Source organism: Sphaerospermopsis torques-reginae ITEP-024, from assembly GCF_019598945.1.
Lineage (GTDB): Bacteria > Cyanobacteriota > Cyanobacteriia > Cyanobacteriales > Nostocaceae > Sphaerospermopsis.
In genome coordinates, this window is the sequence record NZ_CP080598.1 from 628,668 (window position 1) to 647,638 (window position 18,971).

The following is an 18,971-nucleotide window of genomic DNA, read 5'->3' on the forward strand; positions in this document are numbered from 1 at the left end:
GATGACTGGATTTTTCAATATTAAACAATAAAGCTTTAATTTTCTATGTTATGAAGCACAAACCTACCATCAAATCATTAGTTTCTTGGCTGATGAGATTCAGAAAACTGTGGCGATTGTTACAAAAGATTACATTTGGTTTGGGTTTAATCCTGGTGGTTTGGTTAATTTCTACTACTATAACCTTAGTTTCTGCTTCTTTACAGCCTGTAGATGCCTTGTTTGTGCTTGGTGGTAGTATTATCCGGGAAATTTATGTTGCTCAACTAGGGAAACAATTTCCGCAAACTCCTATTCTCATTTCTCAAGGTTCTCCAGAACCATGTATTTCGCCCCTACGACTCCTGACTTTTGCTATATTTGCAAAACTTTACTAGCAACTGGCGTTAGTCATGATATTGTTACTCCCATCGGTTCTGATGAGGAGCAGTCATTGGACGCAAGGGGGAAAGTTCGGTGCAAGTCCGGCGCTGTCCCGCAACTGTGAACCATTATTAGGTTAAGTCAGGATACCCGCCGATGAGAATACTTTTACATCAATCTGCGAGGTACAGATTATGTCTATAAAAAAACGGGGTTGGATGAGTCTAACCCTGATGGCAGTTATTAGTTTTTATTTAGTAGTTGGTTTCCCTAAACCTGCCTATGCAATGCACATTATGGAAGGTTTTTTACCAGTGCAATGGGCGGTTTTTTGGTGGGTGGTAGCATTACCATTTTTTATTTTCGGTTTGCGAAATTTGACTCGCATTACTCAAGCTAACCCAGAATTAAAATTATTGTTAGGGTTAGCTGGTGCTTTTACTTTTGTGTTGTCAGCGTTAAAAATTCCTTCTGTGACAGGTAGTTGTTCTCACCCCACAGGTACAGGGTTAGGTGCGGTGCTGTTTGGACCTTTGACGATGACAGTTTTGGGTAGCTTGGTACTATTATTTCAAACTTTGTTATTGGCACATGGTGGTTTAACAACTCTGGGAGCAAATGCTTTTTCAATGGCGATCGCTGGACCGTTTGCCGCTTACTGGATCTATCATCTCATTATTCGGTTTGGTGGTAAACAAAGAATTGCCATATTTTTATCAGCAGCGATCGCAAATTTACTCACCTACATTATCACTTCTATTCAATTGGCTTTAGCTTTTCCTGCACCCGTTGGTGGGTTTATCGCTTCATTTACCAAGTTCGCTGGTATCTTTGCTATTACTCAAATTCCTTTAGCTATTAGTGAAGGACTACTCACCGTGTTGGTATGGAATTGGTTACAATCCTATAATCCTCAAGAATTAGAATTGCTAAAATTAATCAAACTGGGAACTCAAAGTAATGAATCAGTTTAAACAAGGGTTTAATAATTGGTTATTAGTCTTAGCTGTTTTTGCTTTAGCATTTGCTCCCCTAATTTTAGTCAAAAATGCTGAATTTGGTGGTGCAGATGACCAAGCAAAAACCGCCATTAGTGAAATTCAACCCGAATATCAACCCTGGGTTCAATCAATATTTGAACCTCCTAGTGGGGAAGTAGCCAGTTTATTATTTTCTGCTCAAGCTGCCATAGGTGCGGGAGTAATTGGTTATGTTATTGGTTTGTACAAGGGACGTTCTCAACAACAAAAACATGAAGAATAAGTCTACAAAATGAGCCTAAAATTAGATACTTTAGCTTACACCAATCAACTGCGACAAATTCCCCCAGCACATAAAATTATCTTTGCCTTTACTACGCTGTTACTTGCACTTTTAACCCATCCATTTGTACAAATTTTACTATCATTATGGATGGGTATTTGGACTGTAGTTTATGCTAAAATTCCTCTGAAAATCTATTTGCGGTTGTTAATTTTTGCTAGTTTTTTCTGGTTGACAAGTTTACCAGCATTAACAATTAATATGGTCAACCTCGCTAACTTTTCACAAATTCAAAGAGATTTATTATATGGGTTAAAGTTTGGTTCTGAATATATTTACATTAGTCACAGTGGCAGTATACAAGCTTTTGCAATTTTTTGTCGTGCCTTTGCTGCCATTTCTTGTTTATATTTCCTCATGTTAACTGTGCCATTTACAGAAATATTACAAACACTACGATACTTAAAAATTCCAGCAATTTTAACCGATTTATTATTATTAATGTATAGGTTTATTTTCCTACTTCTAAACACAGCCAATGAATTATGGATAGCACAAAATTCTCGTTGTGGCTACCGCAACTGGAAAATAGGCATGAGAAGTTTAGCAATATTAATAGGACAATTGTTACAGCGTACTTTACAACAATATCATCGTTTTTCTTTGGGATTAGCAGCAAGGGGAATGACAGAAGAATTTAGAGTCTGGCATCCCCAACGCTATCAATTATCCAAACGATATATTATTGAAGCAATTAGTGGCTGTGTAGTCTTAATAGGATTAGAATTAGGGGGAAATGCAGGAATATTTACTCGAATTTGAACAGGTATATTATACCTATCCAGGTACACAACAATCAGTTTTAAATGGGTTAAATATCAAAATTCCTTCTGGTAAAAAGTGTGCCTTAATTGGTCAAAATGGTTGTGGTAAAACAACACTATTTTTATTATCTAATGGTTTATATAAACCTGATCGGGGAATTATCAAATGGTTGAATGAACCGTTAAGCTATCATAGAAACTATCTGACAAAATTACGGCAAAAAATTGGTTTAGTATTTCAAGATCCAGAACAGCAATTAGTCGCATCTACTGTTGAGGAAGATATATCCTATGGGTTGTGTAATTTGGGTTTATCCCCAGCGGAAATTCAAATCAGAGTCGAGAAAATATTAGTTGAATTTGGGCTAAATAGTTTAGCAGAAAAACCTGTACATCATCTCAGTTTAGGACAGAAAAAACGAGTTTCTATAGCTGATGTCATGGTATTAGAACCACAACTTTTAATACTAGATGAACCCACAGCATATTTAGATATAAAACACACTCGTAATCTGATGAATACACTGAAAAAAATTCATAGTAATAATGGCACAACTTTATTAATAGCTACCCATGATTTAGATTTAGTTTATCGTTGGGCAGATTGGGTTTTTGTCATGGATAAAGGAAGATTGATATTAGAAGGAACACCAGAGGATGTGTTTAATCACTATCATCTTTTAGAGGAGTTAGAATTAGGTTTACCATTGATATATGAAATGTTATTTTCTGGGTTATCTGTTGATGAAAAAGCCGTTTTAGAAAGGGTGCGACAACGGATATTTAAGGATGTTTAATCAGGAAGTATAGCAGGTGACAATGCGAAAAGCCTTTCAGTGGGGAGCATCCCAAATGTGTAAGTTTATTTTTTGTGCGAGGTAAAGACGTAAAATTTACCATCAATATTATACAGTCCAGTATTGTGGAAAGCAATTTCTTGAAAAGCTAATTTTTCGTGCATCACTGAATCTGTAAAATTAATCCCACCATGACAGTGAAAACATTCTAACTTTTCGCTATGAAATAATTTTTCACCCCGTTTCGCTGCTGGTGAAATTGCATTAGCATCACCACCAAAGCGATATTTATCATAGGGAGAATTGACAGAAATCAAAGTGCGTTCAAAAGCGGCCAACGCTTTAGTCAAATTACTGAGGTTAATAACATCTTGCTCATTACTAAAAGCATCTGTAAACATCTGCCGATATTTCGCATCATTTTGCAACATTGCTAATATTTGTGTTTCGATTGTACCGTTAGCACAACCACCGGATTTATTTTCAAAGTCTAAGAGGGCGACATTTTGGTATTGCCATTTTCCATCCTGTGTTAAATTCACAGGTACAGCCTTACCTTTGTTATCAATTAAGGCAACATCGGATACATAAAAACGGAAATCGGCAGCAGTAACTTTTGTGGCTGGTTTACCTAAAGTATAGGTTTTACCACATTCAAATGGTTGTTGACCGACTCTGGCTTGAAAATTAATGGTTACTTCTTGGGTGTTAGTTGTTTGAGCAATAGTTTTGTTAACGCCCCAGAAATTACCCACCAGAATAATTCCTGCTGTTATGGTAGATGTCAATAATAGTTGCTGTTTCATATTCAGTTTTATCTTAGCAATAGTTTTCCCAATGATGATTTGTATGATTATTGCTTGTCATCAAGGGTCATTTTGAGTTAAATAATTCCCATAGTCAAAAGACAGGTCGTCAAACTAGATGTTTGTTTTTTTTGGCTTCAGATAAGGTGCTAAATAATTAAAAGTAAAAGAAGTCTGAGTTGTAATAACAGAGACTTCTTAGAAAATTATTCAGTTTATAACTCACCGCCAACTTCTTTATCCCAAGTTATTAAAGAAAGTTGCCCAAAGAGTTCCTGTTACTCCTACTGCGATTAAAACATTGGTAAAAAATCTGCCTCTTGTGGGGTGGGCATCCTGCCTCACAGGGGTAGGTTTTTAATATTATCTGTTAAGGCAGAACCTGGAAGACAAGGAGGGAACGTAGACAAGGAAGATTTTATACAAAAAATGGTCTGTTGAGCGTTGCTTGTTGTTACCAATTGTACATTATTTGTACGGATTTCCTCCCTTGTCCACTGTCCTTCCTTGTCCTCCAAGTCTTGCCCTCACGACAATGTAAAATACCTACCCTTGTGAGGGGTTAGGGGTGGGGTCTAATTAGGGCTGATAGCTGACGGCTAAATGCTCACAATACCCCAACGACAATTTTCAACGCCAACATACTTATATCTTGACAGTTAATTTCTTGGGATAGATGACAGATTACAAAAAAGGTAAAAGAAATAAAATGACGATTTGTCAAATATTTCAAAGGTTAAAACTTTTGGAAGTAATACCAGATCAACACAAAATTACTGTATATCCTAAATACATATTTAGCGTTTTTGCGTAACTCGTTTCAAGAGTATGGAAATTTTATCTAACACTGTAGCATTATCGCGGATGCAATTTGCATTTACAGCGATTTTCCACATGATTTGGCCTGTGCTAACTACAGGTATGTCTATCTACTTAATTGTCGTGGAAGGACTATGGTTAAAAACCAAAAATCCTACTTATTATTATCATGCTCGTTTTTGGTCAAAACTGTATTTACTCAACTTTGGTATCGGAGTTGCATCAGGTTTACCAATGGGTTTTCAGTTTGGGACTAACTGGGCCCCACTATCAGAAGCGGTGGGAGATTTCTTAGGTAGTATTTTGGGATTTGAAGGCTCAATGGCATTTATGTTAGAAGCTTCTTTTTTAGGAATTATGATGTTTGGTTGGGATCGAGTTCCTCCAGTAATTCACTATTTAGCAACTATTCTCGTGGCGTTTGGGGCGAATCTTTCCACGTTTTGGATTTTAGTTGCTAATTCATGGTTTCAGACTCCTAGTGGTGGAGAAATGGTGAATGGGAAGTTTATTGTTGATGACTATTTCCAAGCAATTTTAAATCCCTTCATGGTGAATAGTGTTCTCCATATGTTTTTGGCAACTTTGGAGACTTCTCTATTTGTTATTGGGGGGATTAGTGCTTGGTATATTCTCAATAATCGCCAGCAAGAATTTTTTAGCAAATCTTTGAAAATAGTTTTAGCGATCGCAATTTTTGTCGCTCCTTTACAAGTGTTCATTGGTCATGCTAGTGGCGATCAAGTTTATCATTATCAACCCACCAAACTAGCAGCAATGGAAGCACAGTGGGAAACAATTCCCGCTGGAGAATCTGCGAATTGGAGTTTATTGGCATCTCCTAATGGCAAAGCGGAAAAAAATGATTGGGAAATTTCTATTCCCAATGGGTTAAGTTACATTTTAGAACTCAAACCTAAACTTTCTGAACCAGTTTTGGGACTCAAAGAATGGAAACCAGAAAACCGTCCACCAATGATTCCCCTCATTTATTATTCTTTCCGCTTAATGGTAGGAATCGGCTTTTTCTTAGTCGGATTAATGCTGTGGAGTATTATTCAATGGCTAAGAGGTCAACTAAGTAATCAAAATATAACTCAGCAAAAATGGTTGTTACGAGCTTGGATTTTGTCTGCACCTTTGGGCTATTTGGCAATTGAATCAGGCTGGATTGTTCGCTGTGTGGGAAGACAACCTTGGACGGTATATGGGCAAATTCGTACTACTGATGCAGCTTCTCATTTAGAACCAGGTGAAGTGTTATTTTCACTCACAGTTATTACTCTTCTTTACAGTGTGTTGTTCGTCTCAGCTATGTTTTTTGGTAGCCGCATTATTCGCAAAGGACCAGATTTGAATTTACCCATACCAGGAGGTGAGATCAAAACAGTAATTGCTACTGAATCTGTGAGTCATATTCCCGATAGTCGTCCTTTGGAAACACCGCAATAGGAACAATTACATGGAAGCTTTACTGCACTTTTTACCACAAGTTTGGTTTGTAATTCTGGGATTATTTCTGTTTCTTTACGTGCTTTTAGATGGTTTTGATTTAGGCGTTGGTATCCTCTCTTTGACTTCTTCTGATGAAAAACGCCGTAGTTTATTAATGACCAGTTTGGGTAATGTGTGGGATGCTAACGAAACCTGGTTAGTTTTGATGGCAGGTGCATTATTTGGAGCTTTTCCTTTAGCTTATGGAACAATTTTAAATGCCCTGTATTTGCCTTTAATGGTGATGGTTGTAGGGTTAATTTTACGGGCTGTTGCTTTTGAATTTCGGGAACATTCTGATAATAAAAGTTTCTGGAATTTTGCCTTTGGTATTGGCAGTTTTATTGCTGCTTTATTTCAAGGATTTGCTTTGGGTGGTGTATTAGCAGGAATCAAAGTTGATGCAGCCGGACATTTTACTGGGGGTATATGGGATTGGTTAAGTTGGCAATCATTACTAACAGCATTGACACTTGTACAAGGTTATGTATTGATTGGTTCAACTTACCTAATTCTCAAAACCGAGGGAGCATTACAAGAAACTCATTTTCGCACAGCTAAATTAGCTGCTTGGACAACTTTAATTGGAGCAGTTTTAATTACAATTACAACCCCAATTGTTTATGAAAATGCGAGAGCCAGATTATTTCATCAACCAGAAGTATACATTTTTGCCATGATTCCTGTTTTGGGTGTGTTGTTAATTTGGTTATTGCAACAAAGCTTAAATAGTAAACAAGAAGTGGCTGCATTTGTCTATACAGTGTTAATTTTTTTGTTGACTTTTATCGGGTTAGGATTTATTGCTTTTCCCTATATTATCCCACCCACAATTACTATTTATCAAGCAGCTTCTTCCCCCAGTGCAATGGTGTTTATGATCACTTTCATTGGGTTTTTAATTCCTGTCATGTTGTTTTATAATATCTATAACTACTTTGTGTTTAGAGGCAAGGTAGTTACTAGCGAAGAACCGGAATAAATTGCAATAATTGATAAGCTGTTGTGCATTCAATTTGTATTAAGTTTTGCGGGCATCTTGCCCGCACCACAAGAGTTAACTATGTTATGATTATAAAATTTAGCTGTGTAACAGCTTATCAATTTAAATATCAGTCGATATTTTATATGGAAACTACATAGGGTTTTCTGAATAAAGCGCAACCCTTTATAAATCAAAGGTTTGAGGTTGATAAAGAGGAAAAAAGTGCAAGACTTTTGAAGGGTATACCTGAAAAACCGTGCATTTTGAAACCAAGAAATCCCAAAATGGGGGGATGACAGATAGCTAAAACTGTTCCCTGTTCCCTGCCTCCACGAAAAGACTTTCTCAGCAACCCCTACATATTTTTAATATCACCAGATGTCTATTGCCTATTTCCAGCTAATTTTTCCACAAACTTTTGATGTTTTTCTGAACTTAAACCTGTTTGTAAAGCAGTCATTACCTGTGACATATTTCCTGTTACTAATGCAGAAACATTCAGCCATAAACCAGGAAATACTTGACTTTTAATTATTCCTTGTTCATCTGCTGTAAGTTCTATATATTCACCATTCTTTAAACTGAACCAACTGACTGTACCTTCAAAAACCTGCCAAACTATATATTCTTCAATTCCATTGCGACGGTAGGCTCTTTTTTTATCATATAAATCTTTGGTAGCACTGCTGGCTGCTACTTCTGCGATTAATTCTGGTGCGCCTTCTATATAACCATCTGCGCCTATATAAGATTTGCCACCACAGGCTGTATCTATTAATAGTACAGCATCGGGTTGGGGTTCGTTGTCTAAATCTAGTCTTACCGTTGCATTGTCACCTAGTCTGACACCAGGTGTAACTATTTTATAAGACCATAACCAACCCATTAAATTAGCATGAGGTTCGGCGTGAGGTTCAAAACGCAGAGGGGAAGCCACGTAAACTACTCCTTCAATTAATTCAGCTTTTTTGAGCTTTGGCATAGCATTGTAACGGCGCTCAAATTCTGGACGAGTCAGGCGATCGCCACTTTCCAAAGGCGGAATATAATCAGGATAATTATGGGCAGTTTTTACAGAAGTGTTAACCATAACTGCAAATAATATTAGGAGTAGCTAAATTTATTATATCTTACTGTGATCATGGTCAAACATTAAACGCCATTCCTTGAATTATAGATATAGGAACTGTGGCAAAATATTCTTTTTGAAATTGTTCTTCTGTCACTGCGGCTAAAAATTGATTAATTGCATGATTCATGTTTATGTCATCACTAATAAATTCATTCCACGTAATTTGTAGATAACGATCTTGACTTTCAATAGTAAAACCTAAATATTTCAAAGCCTGAAATCCTAAATATAAACTAGGATCACTAATACCCAGTTTTTCTAAAAGTTGTACACGGGTAACTAGGTTATTTTTCCGATTGAGATATTTAGCAATTCCTACCAATGTTAACCAAATTTCCTGGGGTGTTTTATTGTCTGGTTTTGACCAAGCTATAGCTAATTTTTGTTGATGATAAATTGACTTTCTCAACCAAGCGCGAACATCATTCCAACTGGTAGGACAATCTTTAATAATTAATATTGAATTGTCTACATCAAATTCCGAAACCTCCTGATTTCGCCAATCTAAAATCATTGCTGATTTCTCAGTTTGCACTTCTAAATCTGCACAAGGACGCACAGCAATTAATCTGATTTCATAACGTTTTTTAAAACTATTAAAATCTATTTCTGCAATACAATCACATTTACCTATAGGCAATTCTTCTTTATAATGTCCCCACCAAATACCAGGAAAAGGATTTTTAGTAGAATCATCTCTCATGTCAAACTCTGTTTTAATATATTGTATTTTCTTACCTTTTAAATCTTGTTGATTTCGATGCCAAGCATTTTCAAACCAACAATTTTTAATCAGTAATTTTGGTACAGGGTTTCCCATTCCACAAGGTTCTAAAAGTTTCAGTTCTAAAAATAATTCTTTCCCTAAATCTGCAACTGTCACCACCACATCAGCTTGGACTGTTGGTGTGAGATTTATTCCCCCTAAAGATTGCCGTAATTTTTGATTAATTGCATCTGTAAATAAGGGGATATTTTCTACAGGTAAACTTAAACCAGCCGCAAAAGGATGTCCACCAAAACGATGTAATAAATGAGATTGTTCGTTAACTAATTGATATAAATCCACACCATTAATTGATCTGGCAGAACCCCGTGCAAATTTTGGTTTATTGGCTTCATTTTCTCCGCTTTCTGTGCTTAATAAAATTGTCGGTCTTCCTGTTTCTTGGGCAACTTGACCTGCAACTAAACCTAACACACCATTAGCCCATTGTGGGTCTTCTAAAACTATGACACTGGTAGTTGATAAATCTAATTGGGAGAGTTTTTTTAATACTTGATTTTGTACATCTTTCTGTAATGATTTGCGTCGGGTATTCGCTAATTCTGTTTCTTCTGCAAGTTGTTGACAGCGTTGAATATCTCGACTTGTTAATAATTCTACGCAGAAACTAGCATCACCATGAATGCGACTAACTGCATTAATTCTCGGACCTAAACCAAAGGAAATATCTGTAGGGCGATCGCCACTTTTCTGGCATAATTCTAATAATCTACCTACCCCTGGTCGTCTTCTTTCAACAACAGGTTTTTTATATTCTGCTTGTAATCTTTCAATTCCTACTTGTGCTAAATAACGGCAATCTCCACTTAATTGCACCAAATCAGCAATTAATCCTACCGCTACTAAATCTAATAAATCTTCTAGGGAATGTTGGGGTACATCTGGTAACGTTTCATATAATGCTTCCACTAATTTATAAGCAACTGCAACCCCAGAAAGATGAAATAATGGATGTTCTTTTGGTAAGTAACGAGGATTAATAATTGCAGTCACCGGAGGACGTTCAGCAGGTAAAGTATGATGATCTGTGACAATAATATCAATTCCTAATTTTTGGGCATAAATAATTTCATCAATATTTGTACTTCCCGTGTCACAAGTAACGATTAATTTATAACCTTGTTGGGCTAAATTATCAATTCCTGCTAAATTTAAACCATGAGATTCTGTTAACCGATTAGGGATATAATAAGTTAATTGTTCATGTTGAATAAAAAATTGTCCTAAACCATCCCATAAAACCGCAGTTGAGGTAATACCATCAGCGTCAAAGTCTCCCCAAATCGCTATTTTTTCACCAGATATAGCCGCTTTTTTTAAACGTTTAACCGCCAAGTGTATCTCTTGTCCAAATTCAAAAGGACTTGCAGCTTGATAACTTTGGAAATTCACAAAACTGGCTAATTCTAATTCTGTTTTTATTCCTCTTTGCCATAATAATTGTGCAGCAAAAATCCCACTTGATAAAGGTGTGTACTGTTTAACTGCTTGGATGAAGCACTCAGTAATTTGTTCTGTTTCTAATAAAATCCACTGCATTGAATTAATTTTAAAAAGGGACTGGTGATTGATGATTATATTTTGGATTTTGGATTGTATTTCATAAATCCAATCTAAAATCTAAAATTCTCCTGACTCCTCTCTTTATTCCTCATTAATAATTAAATCTGTTGATGATTCATTTACTAAGGGATTCATCGCTATTTCTCCAGGAATACCTTCGGATTTTCGAGAACGAATTGTAGTTCGTGTGCGCCTATAACCTGCCCTTTCTGCTTTTTGATGTTCATAATCTATTAGTCTGCCATAATATGGATGTTTACTCAAATTCATTGATAAGAAAATATGTTGGCGAATGTTACCAAAACCTTTTCTATTAAAAAATTTCACTGCTGGGGTATTTGTAGGATCGGTATCTACTAACATAAACCTCGCCCCATCTTCAATCATTCGCGCAACAACTTTATCAACTAATTTATCTGCAACTCCCTGACGTTGAAATTTGGGATTTACTCCTAACCACAAAATGTAACCATAGGTCCATGATGCTTTACTAATTATTGTCCCTAAAATAAATCCTGCAAGTTCACTTTCTGTTTCCGCAACTAAGCAATATTCTGGATCTGTATTATAAAGTCCTATTACTTCCCATTCATCCCAGGTACGGTATAAATAAGGATATAAATCGCTGGTAAATAGTTCTTCACCTAAGTGGTAAACAGGTGCTATGTCATCAATTCCTAATTCCCGAACATAAATTGTATCGGTTTCATCAAAGGTTTTCATAATTTTTGTTAATTTTTAGATTTATTTGATTTAGATTTATTTGGTTAATTTTTGCTATATTTCCTGTTCTTTGTTAAGAGTTTCCTGTTATAGTGCTACTTCTTCAATAATATCAAAATTAGGTAGATCATTAATTGCGGTTGCTACTAAAGTTTTTGAGTCATACCTCCGATCAGCAAAGCGATCGCACTGTTTAGCAAACTGACAAAAATTACAGGTTTTAGATTCTTCTACCTGCGGAAATGGCTTACCCTTTTCATAATCATCTAACCAATTTGTTAATTGATTTAACAATTGATGGAGTTGTTTTTCTGTCTGTTTGTGTTTTTTGGTTTCATAGTGAAAAGGAATATTGTTAGATCGGGATTTAGCCTGAACAAACCAGTAAGTCATAGATATATTGTCCAGCAAATAGGTGCTAGTTTCTGCTAAAACATACAGATAAAGTTTGGTTTGCCAATTCTTAGCTAAATCATTTCTTTTTTGTGGTTTTTGATATGTTTTCCAATCAAAGATATGTGCTTTTTCTTGATCTGCAATTAATAAATCATAAACTACTGTCAGTAGGTAATTTTGTATTTGCAAAGTTCGATAATGTTCACTGTCACGGTAATTTTGATTATTAATATCAGGTGTTAATATTTCTGGTGCAGTTTCCTTAAAATCTGTCATCCAAGTTTTCAATTTATCATCTGCTTCCAGAAAACTATTAATTGGTAAACCTATTTCTCTCTGCTGCATTAATAGGTGAAAACGACTACCTGCAATCTGATGTTCTTCTTGTTTGGGATCTGTCGGTGTTGTCAGTTTTTCTAAATAATTATGCTGGAATTTACGCGGACAGGTTTCTAGTACGTTGAGGTGTCCTTGCGAAAGTCTTAATAATTTACTATCAGTTGATGTTAATACCATTTTTGCATTTTCTGTTTTCATCAAATTACTAATTATCAATCTATCAATTTTTATTTTTAATTTTTGATGAGAGTCGCGCAACTTTTTATCTTTGGGTCGTTGACTTTTTCCCTGGGGCGCGGTACTATTCTAATATAATGGAGTGTTGCTCAAATTTTTAAAAAAGCTTACATCCCATTATATTGAAGATAGTCTATAGCCTACCACGCCCCTAGAAAAAAATCAATCCTCTCTCCTACGGATTTTTTTATATTTTTATGTTAAATTAAATACTTACCAATCACCAATTACCAATCACCAAAAAAAGGTAAAAGACTAGTATAAACTTTTACCTTTTTGGATGCCTGATGCTTATTTAATATTCGCCCGTGCATCCTTGACTGCGGCGATAAAAAATAAAACAGTCAGGGGAATGCTTAAAGCTAGAATAATGGCAGTAGTTTGGACACCAAAATCAGGTTGTCCAGAACTCAGTTCAAAAACAGAACCAACAGCAGCGATCGCTGTAAAACAAGAACCACCTAAAAATAAACCGCTTTTTGGAGTTAAATACACAACAAGACCACCCTATGCTACTGGTTTTACAGCTTGATACGAGAAGCCATTTTTAGATAGCTCCTGTGCTAAAGTCAAGGAATTATCTACACGATCCACAAAAACCACACCATTGAGGTGATCCATCTCGTGTAAAATACATCTTCCCAGTAAATCACCAGCTTTTAAGGTTTTGGGACGACCATATTCATCTTTATAAGCAATTTCTACAACTTTCGGGCGTTTGACATCCAAAAAAACTTTAGGAATACTTAAACAACCCTCTTGAGCAATACAAAGCTCATTGCCAACCTGTTTAATAACGGGGTTGATTAATACCAGAGGGGGTGCTTCTGGTTTATCAGGTTCACAGTCGATGACAATTAGTTGTTTATTAATTCCGACTTGGGGTGCGGCTAAACCAATACCATCTTCGCTGTACATAGTTTGCAGCATATCCCGCACCAGTTGACGAAGTTCATCATCGATTTTTGTTACCCGCTTTGCAGGTTGACGCAGGGCGCGATCGCCTAAATAATGAAGCTTCAAAGGTGGATTTTTTAACTTTTTCTTCTCTACAGCAATATCAGAGGGCATGATTGTCTTAGCTTAATGATGAATGTCTGATTAATTTCATTCTATCGTTATTTGGTTGGTGATTGGTAATTGGTGACAGGTGACAGGTGACAGGTGACAGGTGACAGAAATAAATTTACCAATTACCAATTACCAACCAATGAACAAGATGTTTGCAAAGCTTGTCTCAGCAAAGTTTCATATTCTTTATTATTGGCGTTATAAGCACCAAATCGGGCTAAATGAGGGTTCATCATTTGTGCGTCAAACAATAAAAATTTCCTTTCCCGCAACCTTTCTACCAGCTTCACCATCGCTACTTTAGAACCTTCAGGAATGTTGTAAAACATAGATTCACCAATAAAAGCACCTCCAATCACAATACCTAAAATTCCTCCTGCAAGTTGATCACCTTGCCAGGTTTCAAAACTATAAGCATAACCAGTTTGGTATAGTAACCAATAGATTTTTTTTAATTCTTCAGAAATCCAAGTTGTTTCTCGGTTAGCGCATCCATTAACCACACCCATAAAGTCACGGTTAACCGCTACTGTAAACTTTTCTTGGTTCAGAACTCGTCGTAACGACTTGGGGTAGCGGAATCTTTCATCTAAGGGAATTAAAGTATGTTCCCTACTTCCATACCATCCCAGGTGATCATGCTCATCAGCCATGAGAAAATATCCTTGAGCATAACCCCGAATAATAGCAGCAACATCATATTCCATAGTTTATGAACATCATAACAAAACCCCCAGAGGAACGCATTTGGCTGTGATTTGACTGCTGCTGCGTTTTTCTCTCTCATCCCAGTTTGAACCATGATTTTGAGATATCGAAAGGTTAAAAGCTGGTGTTAAAAGCTTGTTTAACAAGACTTTTACAATCCAAAATCTAAAATCCAAAATGGTATGAGATTACCTTGGTACACAACATCTATTTAAGATATACAAATATGACTCAGCCAATTCCACCCATTACCCTACCACCTACGGAAAATCCTCAACAAGAAGGCGAATGGTTGCAAAAGCGACTGTTGTTATGGCTAGATACGGAATTTCTGCCCGAACTGGTTAATCAAAAAATTGCCCAACGTGCAGCGCAGATTTTTGTCAGGCAACGCATGGAAGGGGAGAATGATTTAGGATCTCTGGTGATTGCTATTGTTACAGAGATGCAGTCTTTTGATTTTTCTAAAAGCTTTTATGGAGAGTTTGCGATCGCCAACGCCGTTAGCGATCTACTCTTAGATAGTCTGGGAATTGATCGTTGTTGTGGACAATGACTTTGGGCATGGGGCATGGGGCATTGGGCAAGATCAAGTCAAAAGTCAAAAGGCAAAACGCAAAAGGCAAAAGGCAAAAGATAAATATTCTTCTCCCCCTGCTCCCTGCTCCCTGCTCCCCTGCCTCTTATTCCCCTGCTTCCCCTCCCTCTTTGCTGTCACCTGTCACCTGTCACCTGTTCCCTGTTCCCTGTTCCCTGGGTTAATGACTACCAGCTAGACTTGACAACCCCAGGTAATAAACCTTGGTGCGCCCATTCCCGCAGAACGTTCCGAGATAGTCCAAAATCACGGTAAACTCCTCTGGGACGACCTGTTAACCAACAACGGTTTTGACGGCGGCTAGGTGCGCTGTTACGGGGTAGTTGTTGGATTTGGCGGTGAATTTCTAACTTATCTAGGGGAGATTCTGCTGATCTGAACTCTTCTAACAGGGCTTCCCGTTTTGCAGCGTATTTTTCCACCATTTTAGCGCGTTTCTTTTCGCGCTCAATCATGCTCTTTTTAGCCATAAAATATCTAATCTATTAAAAGGCAGCGTTTTCTATTCTACACTCTCTGCGTCTGGAACGTCTCTATCAAAGCAAAAAAATCCGTCGTTTTGCAATCATCATTTTTTTTGGTATTTTTCCGCAATAGAGGTAGTAAATCTTCTTGACACGGACCGAAAACCCTGTTATGCTAATCCTGATGAGGAAGAACTATCTTGTGTGCATAAACAAGTTGTGTCAAGTTTTGTCAAATCATGAAATTAACAATAACCTCATCTTCAACTTTATTTTCTGAGCTTGTGCGATCGCTATTCTCCTGCAATTGATAAAATTTCTGCACACAACTGTTTACGAATCCAGAAGCCATTAGCAGTCAAATCATCTAATATCGGTTTTACTAGCGGAATAATCCCTTTTTGTTTAGCAGCTAGTACAATACCTAATAGTCCAGTAACCTGCAATCGGGACTTGATAGCCTCATTTCTGCCTTTTCGCTCATCAATAATTAGTCTATCAGCATTTAACTCTACAGCAAGAGCGATCGCTTCTGCTTCTCCAGGATCTAAAATTTTTTGTAGAGTGTCAACTAAATCAAAGTTGGTAACAGATATAACTTGAATCCAATCGACAGTTTGCAGTGCAAGTGTACCTGGATCTGTACTACCACAAGCAAGAATTTCCTGATAGACTTTTGGGGGAATAAAAAGATTACCATATAGTTGCTGCAACAAAGTTAACTGACCAATTGCAGCTAAGTTACTGATAGGAGATGTATTACTAACAATAATCATAGCCAATTGTTAGCTTCCAAACTCTTGATATCCTCTCTCAGTTCAGCAATATCATAATGAAGAGGAATGTTGCGACTAGCAAGTAATCGCTGAAACTCAAGTTGATTCATACCGACAAAATTACTCGCTTGTCCTAAAGTAAACCGTTCTTGTGTAAACAGCAAGATAGCTATTTCCTGAATTAATTCCTTGTCAGACATTTGAATAGTCTGCAAGACATCATCTGTAATCACCACACTCATCTTTTTACCTCATCAACTTCTTGAAGTTATCCTCAAATTTCTACTACACAGCAGCAATATATATCTCTCTCAGTTTAGTCTACTTTTAATTGATTGATAAGTCGCGTAGGTAGTAAAAGCGATCTTTTGTCCAATCATCTTCTTTAATTCTTCCTAAGTAACCTGTAACTTGAAAGTTTAAATCTGAGCTTTGACAACAAAATTGTTTAAATATTAATATTTTTAATTTCGTCCCAATCATCATTAATATTACCACGATTACGAACTATTTTTTCAGGTGTTGTATCTCTTGTAAATGCCTGTAAAATAGTCACACTTTCCTTAGCAAAGAATAACCATTGAGGGAAATTAATAGCTAAAGGATTACCAGCGTATGTAAAAATTTTTAGCGCATTGCCACTAGCTGATATTGCATGAGCTAAAAACAACATTTTATGAAGTTTTAGATTAGATTGAATTTGATACATTTCTCTATTTGCAATAGAAGTATGCAAGGGGTATTGAAGTTGTTCTGCACTATCCAAACATGAAAGATAGTGATAACCTCTGACGATTATTTCTATAACAGTTACAGGAACTGACATTGTGATAAAGTGTCTCAGATCATAACCATTTAAATACATCCACCTAGATATATCTGCTATGGTTTTTGTATCCGATCCATAAAAACCAAATTGCATAAGTTGGAGAAATGCCCATCCAGGAATAGGAACTCCCATTTTAGTAGACATATCAGATATAATATGACCCAACCAAATCAAAGGAGCGAAGGCTTTATTTTCCAATGACATATCAAATGTTTTCAAAATATGAAGATTACCATTGATGTCAAAAGCAGTCATATTGCCATTGATAATGTCTATTGTTCCAAATATCAGACCAAATAGCGGATCATGACCAAGACTTAATAACCTATGAGTTTTCGGATTAAATCCTTTAATATTCGGATTAATACTTTGGTCATAAGAAACTTTACAAGTATCTTCACACCACTTTAAAAATGGATTTAATTTTCCTTCTTGATCAATACCTAAACTTTTTAACCATTGTGTAAAATTACTTCCTTCTTGTTGATATTTTCCTAGATAGTTGATATCTTTGGGAATCTTGACAACTAAAAAATCAAGAATAGTAGCGACTAAACCTGATATACCAACTATTGCATAATCTAAATTAGATAATGGAAGCAAAATTTCTGGGTTTCTGAAAACTTCCTCTTTGACCCTATCCTCAATAATCAGAAAGTTGTTATTTAAGAAAATTTCATCTTCCCAAATTAGTTGACTTTGTGATCTAGATGGTTGTAAATTAGTATCTAAGATATTTCTGATAATATCTTCTGAAACTCCAATATCTTTAGCTAGACTAATTACATCATTTTGTAATTGTGTCAATTTTTCTGTTTCCTGTTTCTGAGTCTGATTAATTGTGGCAAAAGAGGAATAAACATCTCTAATTCTTTGAGACATTTCTAAAAACTCATTATCCCAATTCAATATCCTAGACATAAAAAATTTCCTATTTATTTATAGTAAGTCTTGGTTTCTCTTTAATGCGTTTTTTAAATACTCAATTGCTTTTTCCAGATTTTCTATTTGTTGCTTATTTTGTTCCTTATTCACAATTAAATCATCTCTTTCATCTTCCAGAGAGCGAATAGCTTGCCTTTGCTCCTTAATAATTTCTTGAGCTAAACGAATATCTTTTTGAATGAGGACAATTTCTTTCATTACAACTTCTAACTTAGCTGCTTGGGTTAAAGCAGCATCTGGAGACTGAGCAAACAAAGCACCAACACCAACACCCGCACCAGCGCCAAGAATCGCACCACCACCAACAAGGACTGCAAAACCACCCGCCATTCCCAAACCACCTGCTGCTATTGCACCTCCTCCAAGAGCGGCTAAAACAGCTGATACCGCTGCTGCACCAGATAAACCAGGTGCTAGTATAGGTGCTAATAAACCTGCGATTACTGGTGTAAAAAATGCTGCTGTGATGGCTAAAACAACTGCACCTAAGACACCGATTAGCCAGGGATTTAAACCACCTTTAATCCCTTGAATCGCCTCATTATAGTTCGACTTAAAACGTGTAACAACATCTGAATCTAAATCTAGGCTTCTGGCAAAAATTTGTAATTTCTTGATCAGTTTGTATTCGTCAGATATTTTTAGATTTTTATATTTGTCATCATTTGTGTTACCAAGGTTATAATATGGCTTGAAAATAACTACTTCTAAGAACATTATATATAGAGTTAATTTATTTCCCGCATCTGTCTTAATCACTGTAACTAATTGTTTGAGTAATTCAAAATCTGTGATCAAATTAGAAGAATAATGACTATGATTTGATTGATTAATTTGTCCTTGTAAAAAAGTTCAGTTGATTCTTGCCACTGATATAACCATTGCTGTTTCAGAGATTTCGTTTCAAAATGGCTCTCGTATTTAATATCTGCTAATACCAGATGGTATTGATAGCTAAACATGATTCTTGTTTGTTCCAGAGTTAAACCAAATTCTTTCATTGTCTTATTCCCTAAAGTGGTAATTCTTAATTTAAATTACGACATAAATTA

General features: G+C 36.2%; 20 protein-coding genes, 1 pseudogene and 1 riboswitch. Of the genes and pseudogenes, 8 read left to right on the forward strand and 13 right to left on the reverse strand.

The window, feature by feature from the left end; translation table 11 throughout:
* Positions 1 to 50: 50 nt before the first annotated feature.
* The 5 genes and pseudogenes from K2F26_RS02920 to K2F26_RS02940 form a co-directional block, all read left to right on the forward strand.
* Positions 51 to 329 (forward strand): annotated as a pseudogene (locus K2F26_RS02920) (YdcF family protein); the annotation flags it as partial.
* A gap of 65 nt (positions 330 to 394) precedes the next feature.
* Positions 395 to 535: riboswitch (cobalamin riboswitch) on the forward strand.
* 22 nt (positions 536 to 557) lie between these two features.
* Positions 558 to 1,337, forward strand: coding sequence for an energy-coupling factor ABC transporter permease (locus tag K2F26_RS02925; RefSeq protein WP_220610281.1), 780 nt, complete (start codon positions 558 to 560; stop codon positions 1,335 to 1,337).
* Positions 1,324 to 1,626, forward strand: a complete 303-nt coding sequence (locus K2F26_RS02930; RefSeq protein WP_220610282.1) for an energy-coupling factor ABC transporter substrate-binding protein — start codon at positions 1,324 to 1,326, stop codon at positions 1,624 to 1,626. The genes K2F26_RS02925 and K2F26_RS02930 overlap by 14 nt, the downstream gene beginning before the upstream one ends.
* Positions 1,627 to 1,635: 9 nt before the next feature.
* Complete coding sequence (cbiQ, locus tag K2F26_RS02935) at positions 1,636 to 2,448, forward strand: cobalt ECF transporter T component CbiQ (protein WP_220610283.1); 813 nt, start codon at positions 1,636 to 1,638, stop codon at positions 2,446 to 2,448.
* Positions 2,423 to 3,247, forward strand: coding sequence for an energy-coupling factor ABC transporter ATP-binding protein (locus K2F26_RS02940; RefSeq protein WP_220610284.1), 825 nt, complete (start codon positions 2,423 to 2,425; stop codon positions 3,245 to 3,247). Before cbiQ ends, K2F26_RS02940 begins: the two co-directional genes overlap by 26 nt.
* Before the next feature lie 65 nt (positions 3,248 to 3,312).
* Here the strand turns inward: K2F26_RS02940 and K2F26_RS24565 are convergent, their stop codons facing one another.
* Entirely contained in the window at positions 3,313 to 4,053 is a 741-nt protein-coding gene (locus tag K2F26_RS24565) for an MbnP family protein (protein ID WP_228019524.1), read from the reverse strand.
* A gap of 828 nt (positions 4,054 to 4,881) precedes the next feature.
* Between K2F26_RS24565 and K2F26_RS02950 the strand changes: the two genes are divergently transcribed.
* Together K2F26_RS02950 and cydB are read left to right on the forward strand one after the other, a co-directional pair.
* Positions 4,882 to 6,324, forward strand: a complete 1,443-nt coding sequence (locus K2F26_RS02950; RefSeq protein ID WP_194051787.1) for a cytochrome ubiquinol oxidase subunit I — start codon at positions 4,882 to 4,884, stop codon at positions 6,322 to 6,324.
* A gap of 10 nt (positions 6,325 to 6,334) precedes the next feature.
* On the forward strand, positions 6,335 to 7,348 hold the full coding sequence (gene cydB, locus K2F26_RS02955; protein ID WP_194051789.1) for a cytochrome d ubiquinol oxidase subunit II: 1,014 nt from the start codon (positions 6,335 to 6,337) through the stop codon (positions 7,346 to 7,348).
* A 385-nt stretch (positions 7,349 to 7,733) separates the two neighbouring features.
* Here cydB and K2F26_RS02960 read toward each other — a convergent pair whose 3' ends face one another.
* The 7 genes from K2F26_RS02960 to aat all read right to left on the reverse strand — a co-directional run bounded on the left by K2F26_RS02960 (position 7,734) and on the right by aat (position 14,306).
* Entirely contained in the window at positions 7,734 to 8,441 is a 708-nt protein-coding gene (locus tag K2F26_RS02960; protein ID WP_220610285.1) for a Uma2 family endonuclease, read from the reverse strand.
* A gap of 55 nt (positions 8,442 to 8,496) precedes the next feature.
* Positions 8,497 to 10,809: a single-stranded-DNA-specific exonuclease RecJ gene (recJ, locus tag K2F26_RS02965; protein ID WP_220610286.1), complete on the reverse strand. Its 2,313-nt coding sequence runs from the start codon at positions 10,807 to 10,809 to the stop codon at positions 8,497 to 8,499.
* 105 nt (positions 10,810 to 10,914) lie between these two features.
* On the reverse strand, positions 10,915 to 11,556 hold the full coding sequence (locus K2F26_RS02970; protein ID WP_194051795.1) for a GNAT family N-acetyltransferase: 642 nt from the start codon (positions 11,554 to 11,556) through the stop codon (positions 10,915 to 10,917).
* 87 nt (positions 11,557 to 11,643) lie between these two features.
* Positions 11,644 to 12,489, reverse strand: a complete 846-nt coding sequence (locus K2F26_RS02975; protein ID WP_246605507.1) for a PD-(D/E)XK nuclease family protein — start codon at positions 12,487 to 12,489, stop codon at positions 11,644 to 11,646.
* A 330-nt stretch (positions 12,490 to 12,819) separates the two neighbouring features.
* A complete protein-coding gene (locus K2F26_RS02980; protein ID WP_194051799.1) occupies positions 12,820 to 13,023 on the reverse strand; it encodes a hypothetical protein in 204 nt (67 codons plus the stop codon).
* A gap of 12 nt (positions 13,024 to 13,035) precedes the next feature.
* Positions 13,036 to 13,599 carry a peptide deformylase gene (gene def / locus K2F26_RS02985; RefSeq protein ID WP_220610287.1) on the reverse strand — a complete coding sequence of 188 codons (564 nt, stop codon included), beginning with the start codon at positions 13,597 to 13,599 and terminating at the stop codon, positions 13,036 to 13,038.
* A gap of 122 nt (positions 13,600 to 13,721) precedes the next feature.
* A complete protein-coding gene (aat, locus tag K2F26_RS02990) occupies positions 13,722 to 14,306 on the reverse strand; it encodes a leucyl/phenylalanyl-tRNA--protein transferase (RefSeq protein WP_220610288.1) in 585 nt (194 codons plus the stop codon).
* 227 nt (positions 14,307 to 14,533) lie between these two features.
* On the opposite strand from aat, the gene K2F26_RS02995 reads away from it, so the two are divergent.
* On the forward strand, positions 14,534 to 14,863 hold the full coding sequence (locus tag K2F26_RS02995; RefSeq protein WP_220610289.1) for a DUF8822 family protein: 330 nt from the start codon (positions 14,534 to 14,536) through the stop codon (positions 14,861 to 14,863).
* 209 nt (positions 14,864 to 15,072) lie between these two features.
* Here the strand turns inward: K2F26_RS02995 and rpsN are convergent, their stop codons facing one another.
* The 5 genes from rpsN to K2F26_RS03020 all read right to left on the reverse strand — a co-directional run bounded on the left by rpsN (position 15,073) and on the right by K2F26_RS03020 (position 18,717).
* Positions 15,073 to 15,375 (reverse strand): 30S ribosomal protein S14, encoded by a 303-nt coding sequence (gene rpsN, locus K2F26_RS03000; protein WP_096570571.1) that lies wholly within the window; start codon positions 15,373 to 15,375, stop codon positions 15,073 to 15,075.
* A 287-nt stretch (positions 15,376 to 15,662) separates the two neighbouring features.
* On the reverse strand, positions 15,663 to 16,145 hold the full coding sequence (locus K2F26_RS03005) for a PIN domain-containing protein (RefSeq protein WP_194051806.1): 483 nt from the start codon (positions 16,143 to 16,145) through the stop codon (positions 15,663 to 15,665).
* Complete coding sequence (locus K2F26_RS03010; RefSeq protein WP_194051808.1) at positions 16,142 to 16,387, reverse strand: UPF0175 family protein; 246 nt, start codon at positions 16,385 to 16,387, stop codon at positions 16,142 to 16,144. The genes K2F26_RS03005 and K2F26_RS03010 overlap by 4 nt, the downstream gene beginning before the upstream one ends.
* 206 nt (positions 16,388 to 16,593) lie before the next feature.
* Entirely contained in the window at positions 16,594 to 17,856 is a 1,263-nt protein-coding gene (locus K2F26_RS03015; RefSeq protein WP_220610290.1) for a hypothetical protein, read from the reverse strand.
* Between the two features lie 57 nt (positions 17,857 to 17,913).
* A complete protein-coding gene (locus tag K2F26_RS03020) occupies positions 17,914 to 18,717 on the reverse strand; it encodes a hypothetical protein (protein WP_220610291.1) in 804 nt (267 codons plus the stop codon).
* Positions 18,718 to 18,971 lie beyond the last annotated feature (254 nt).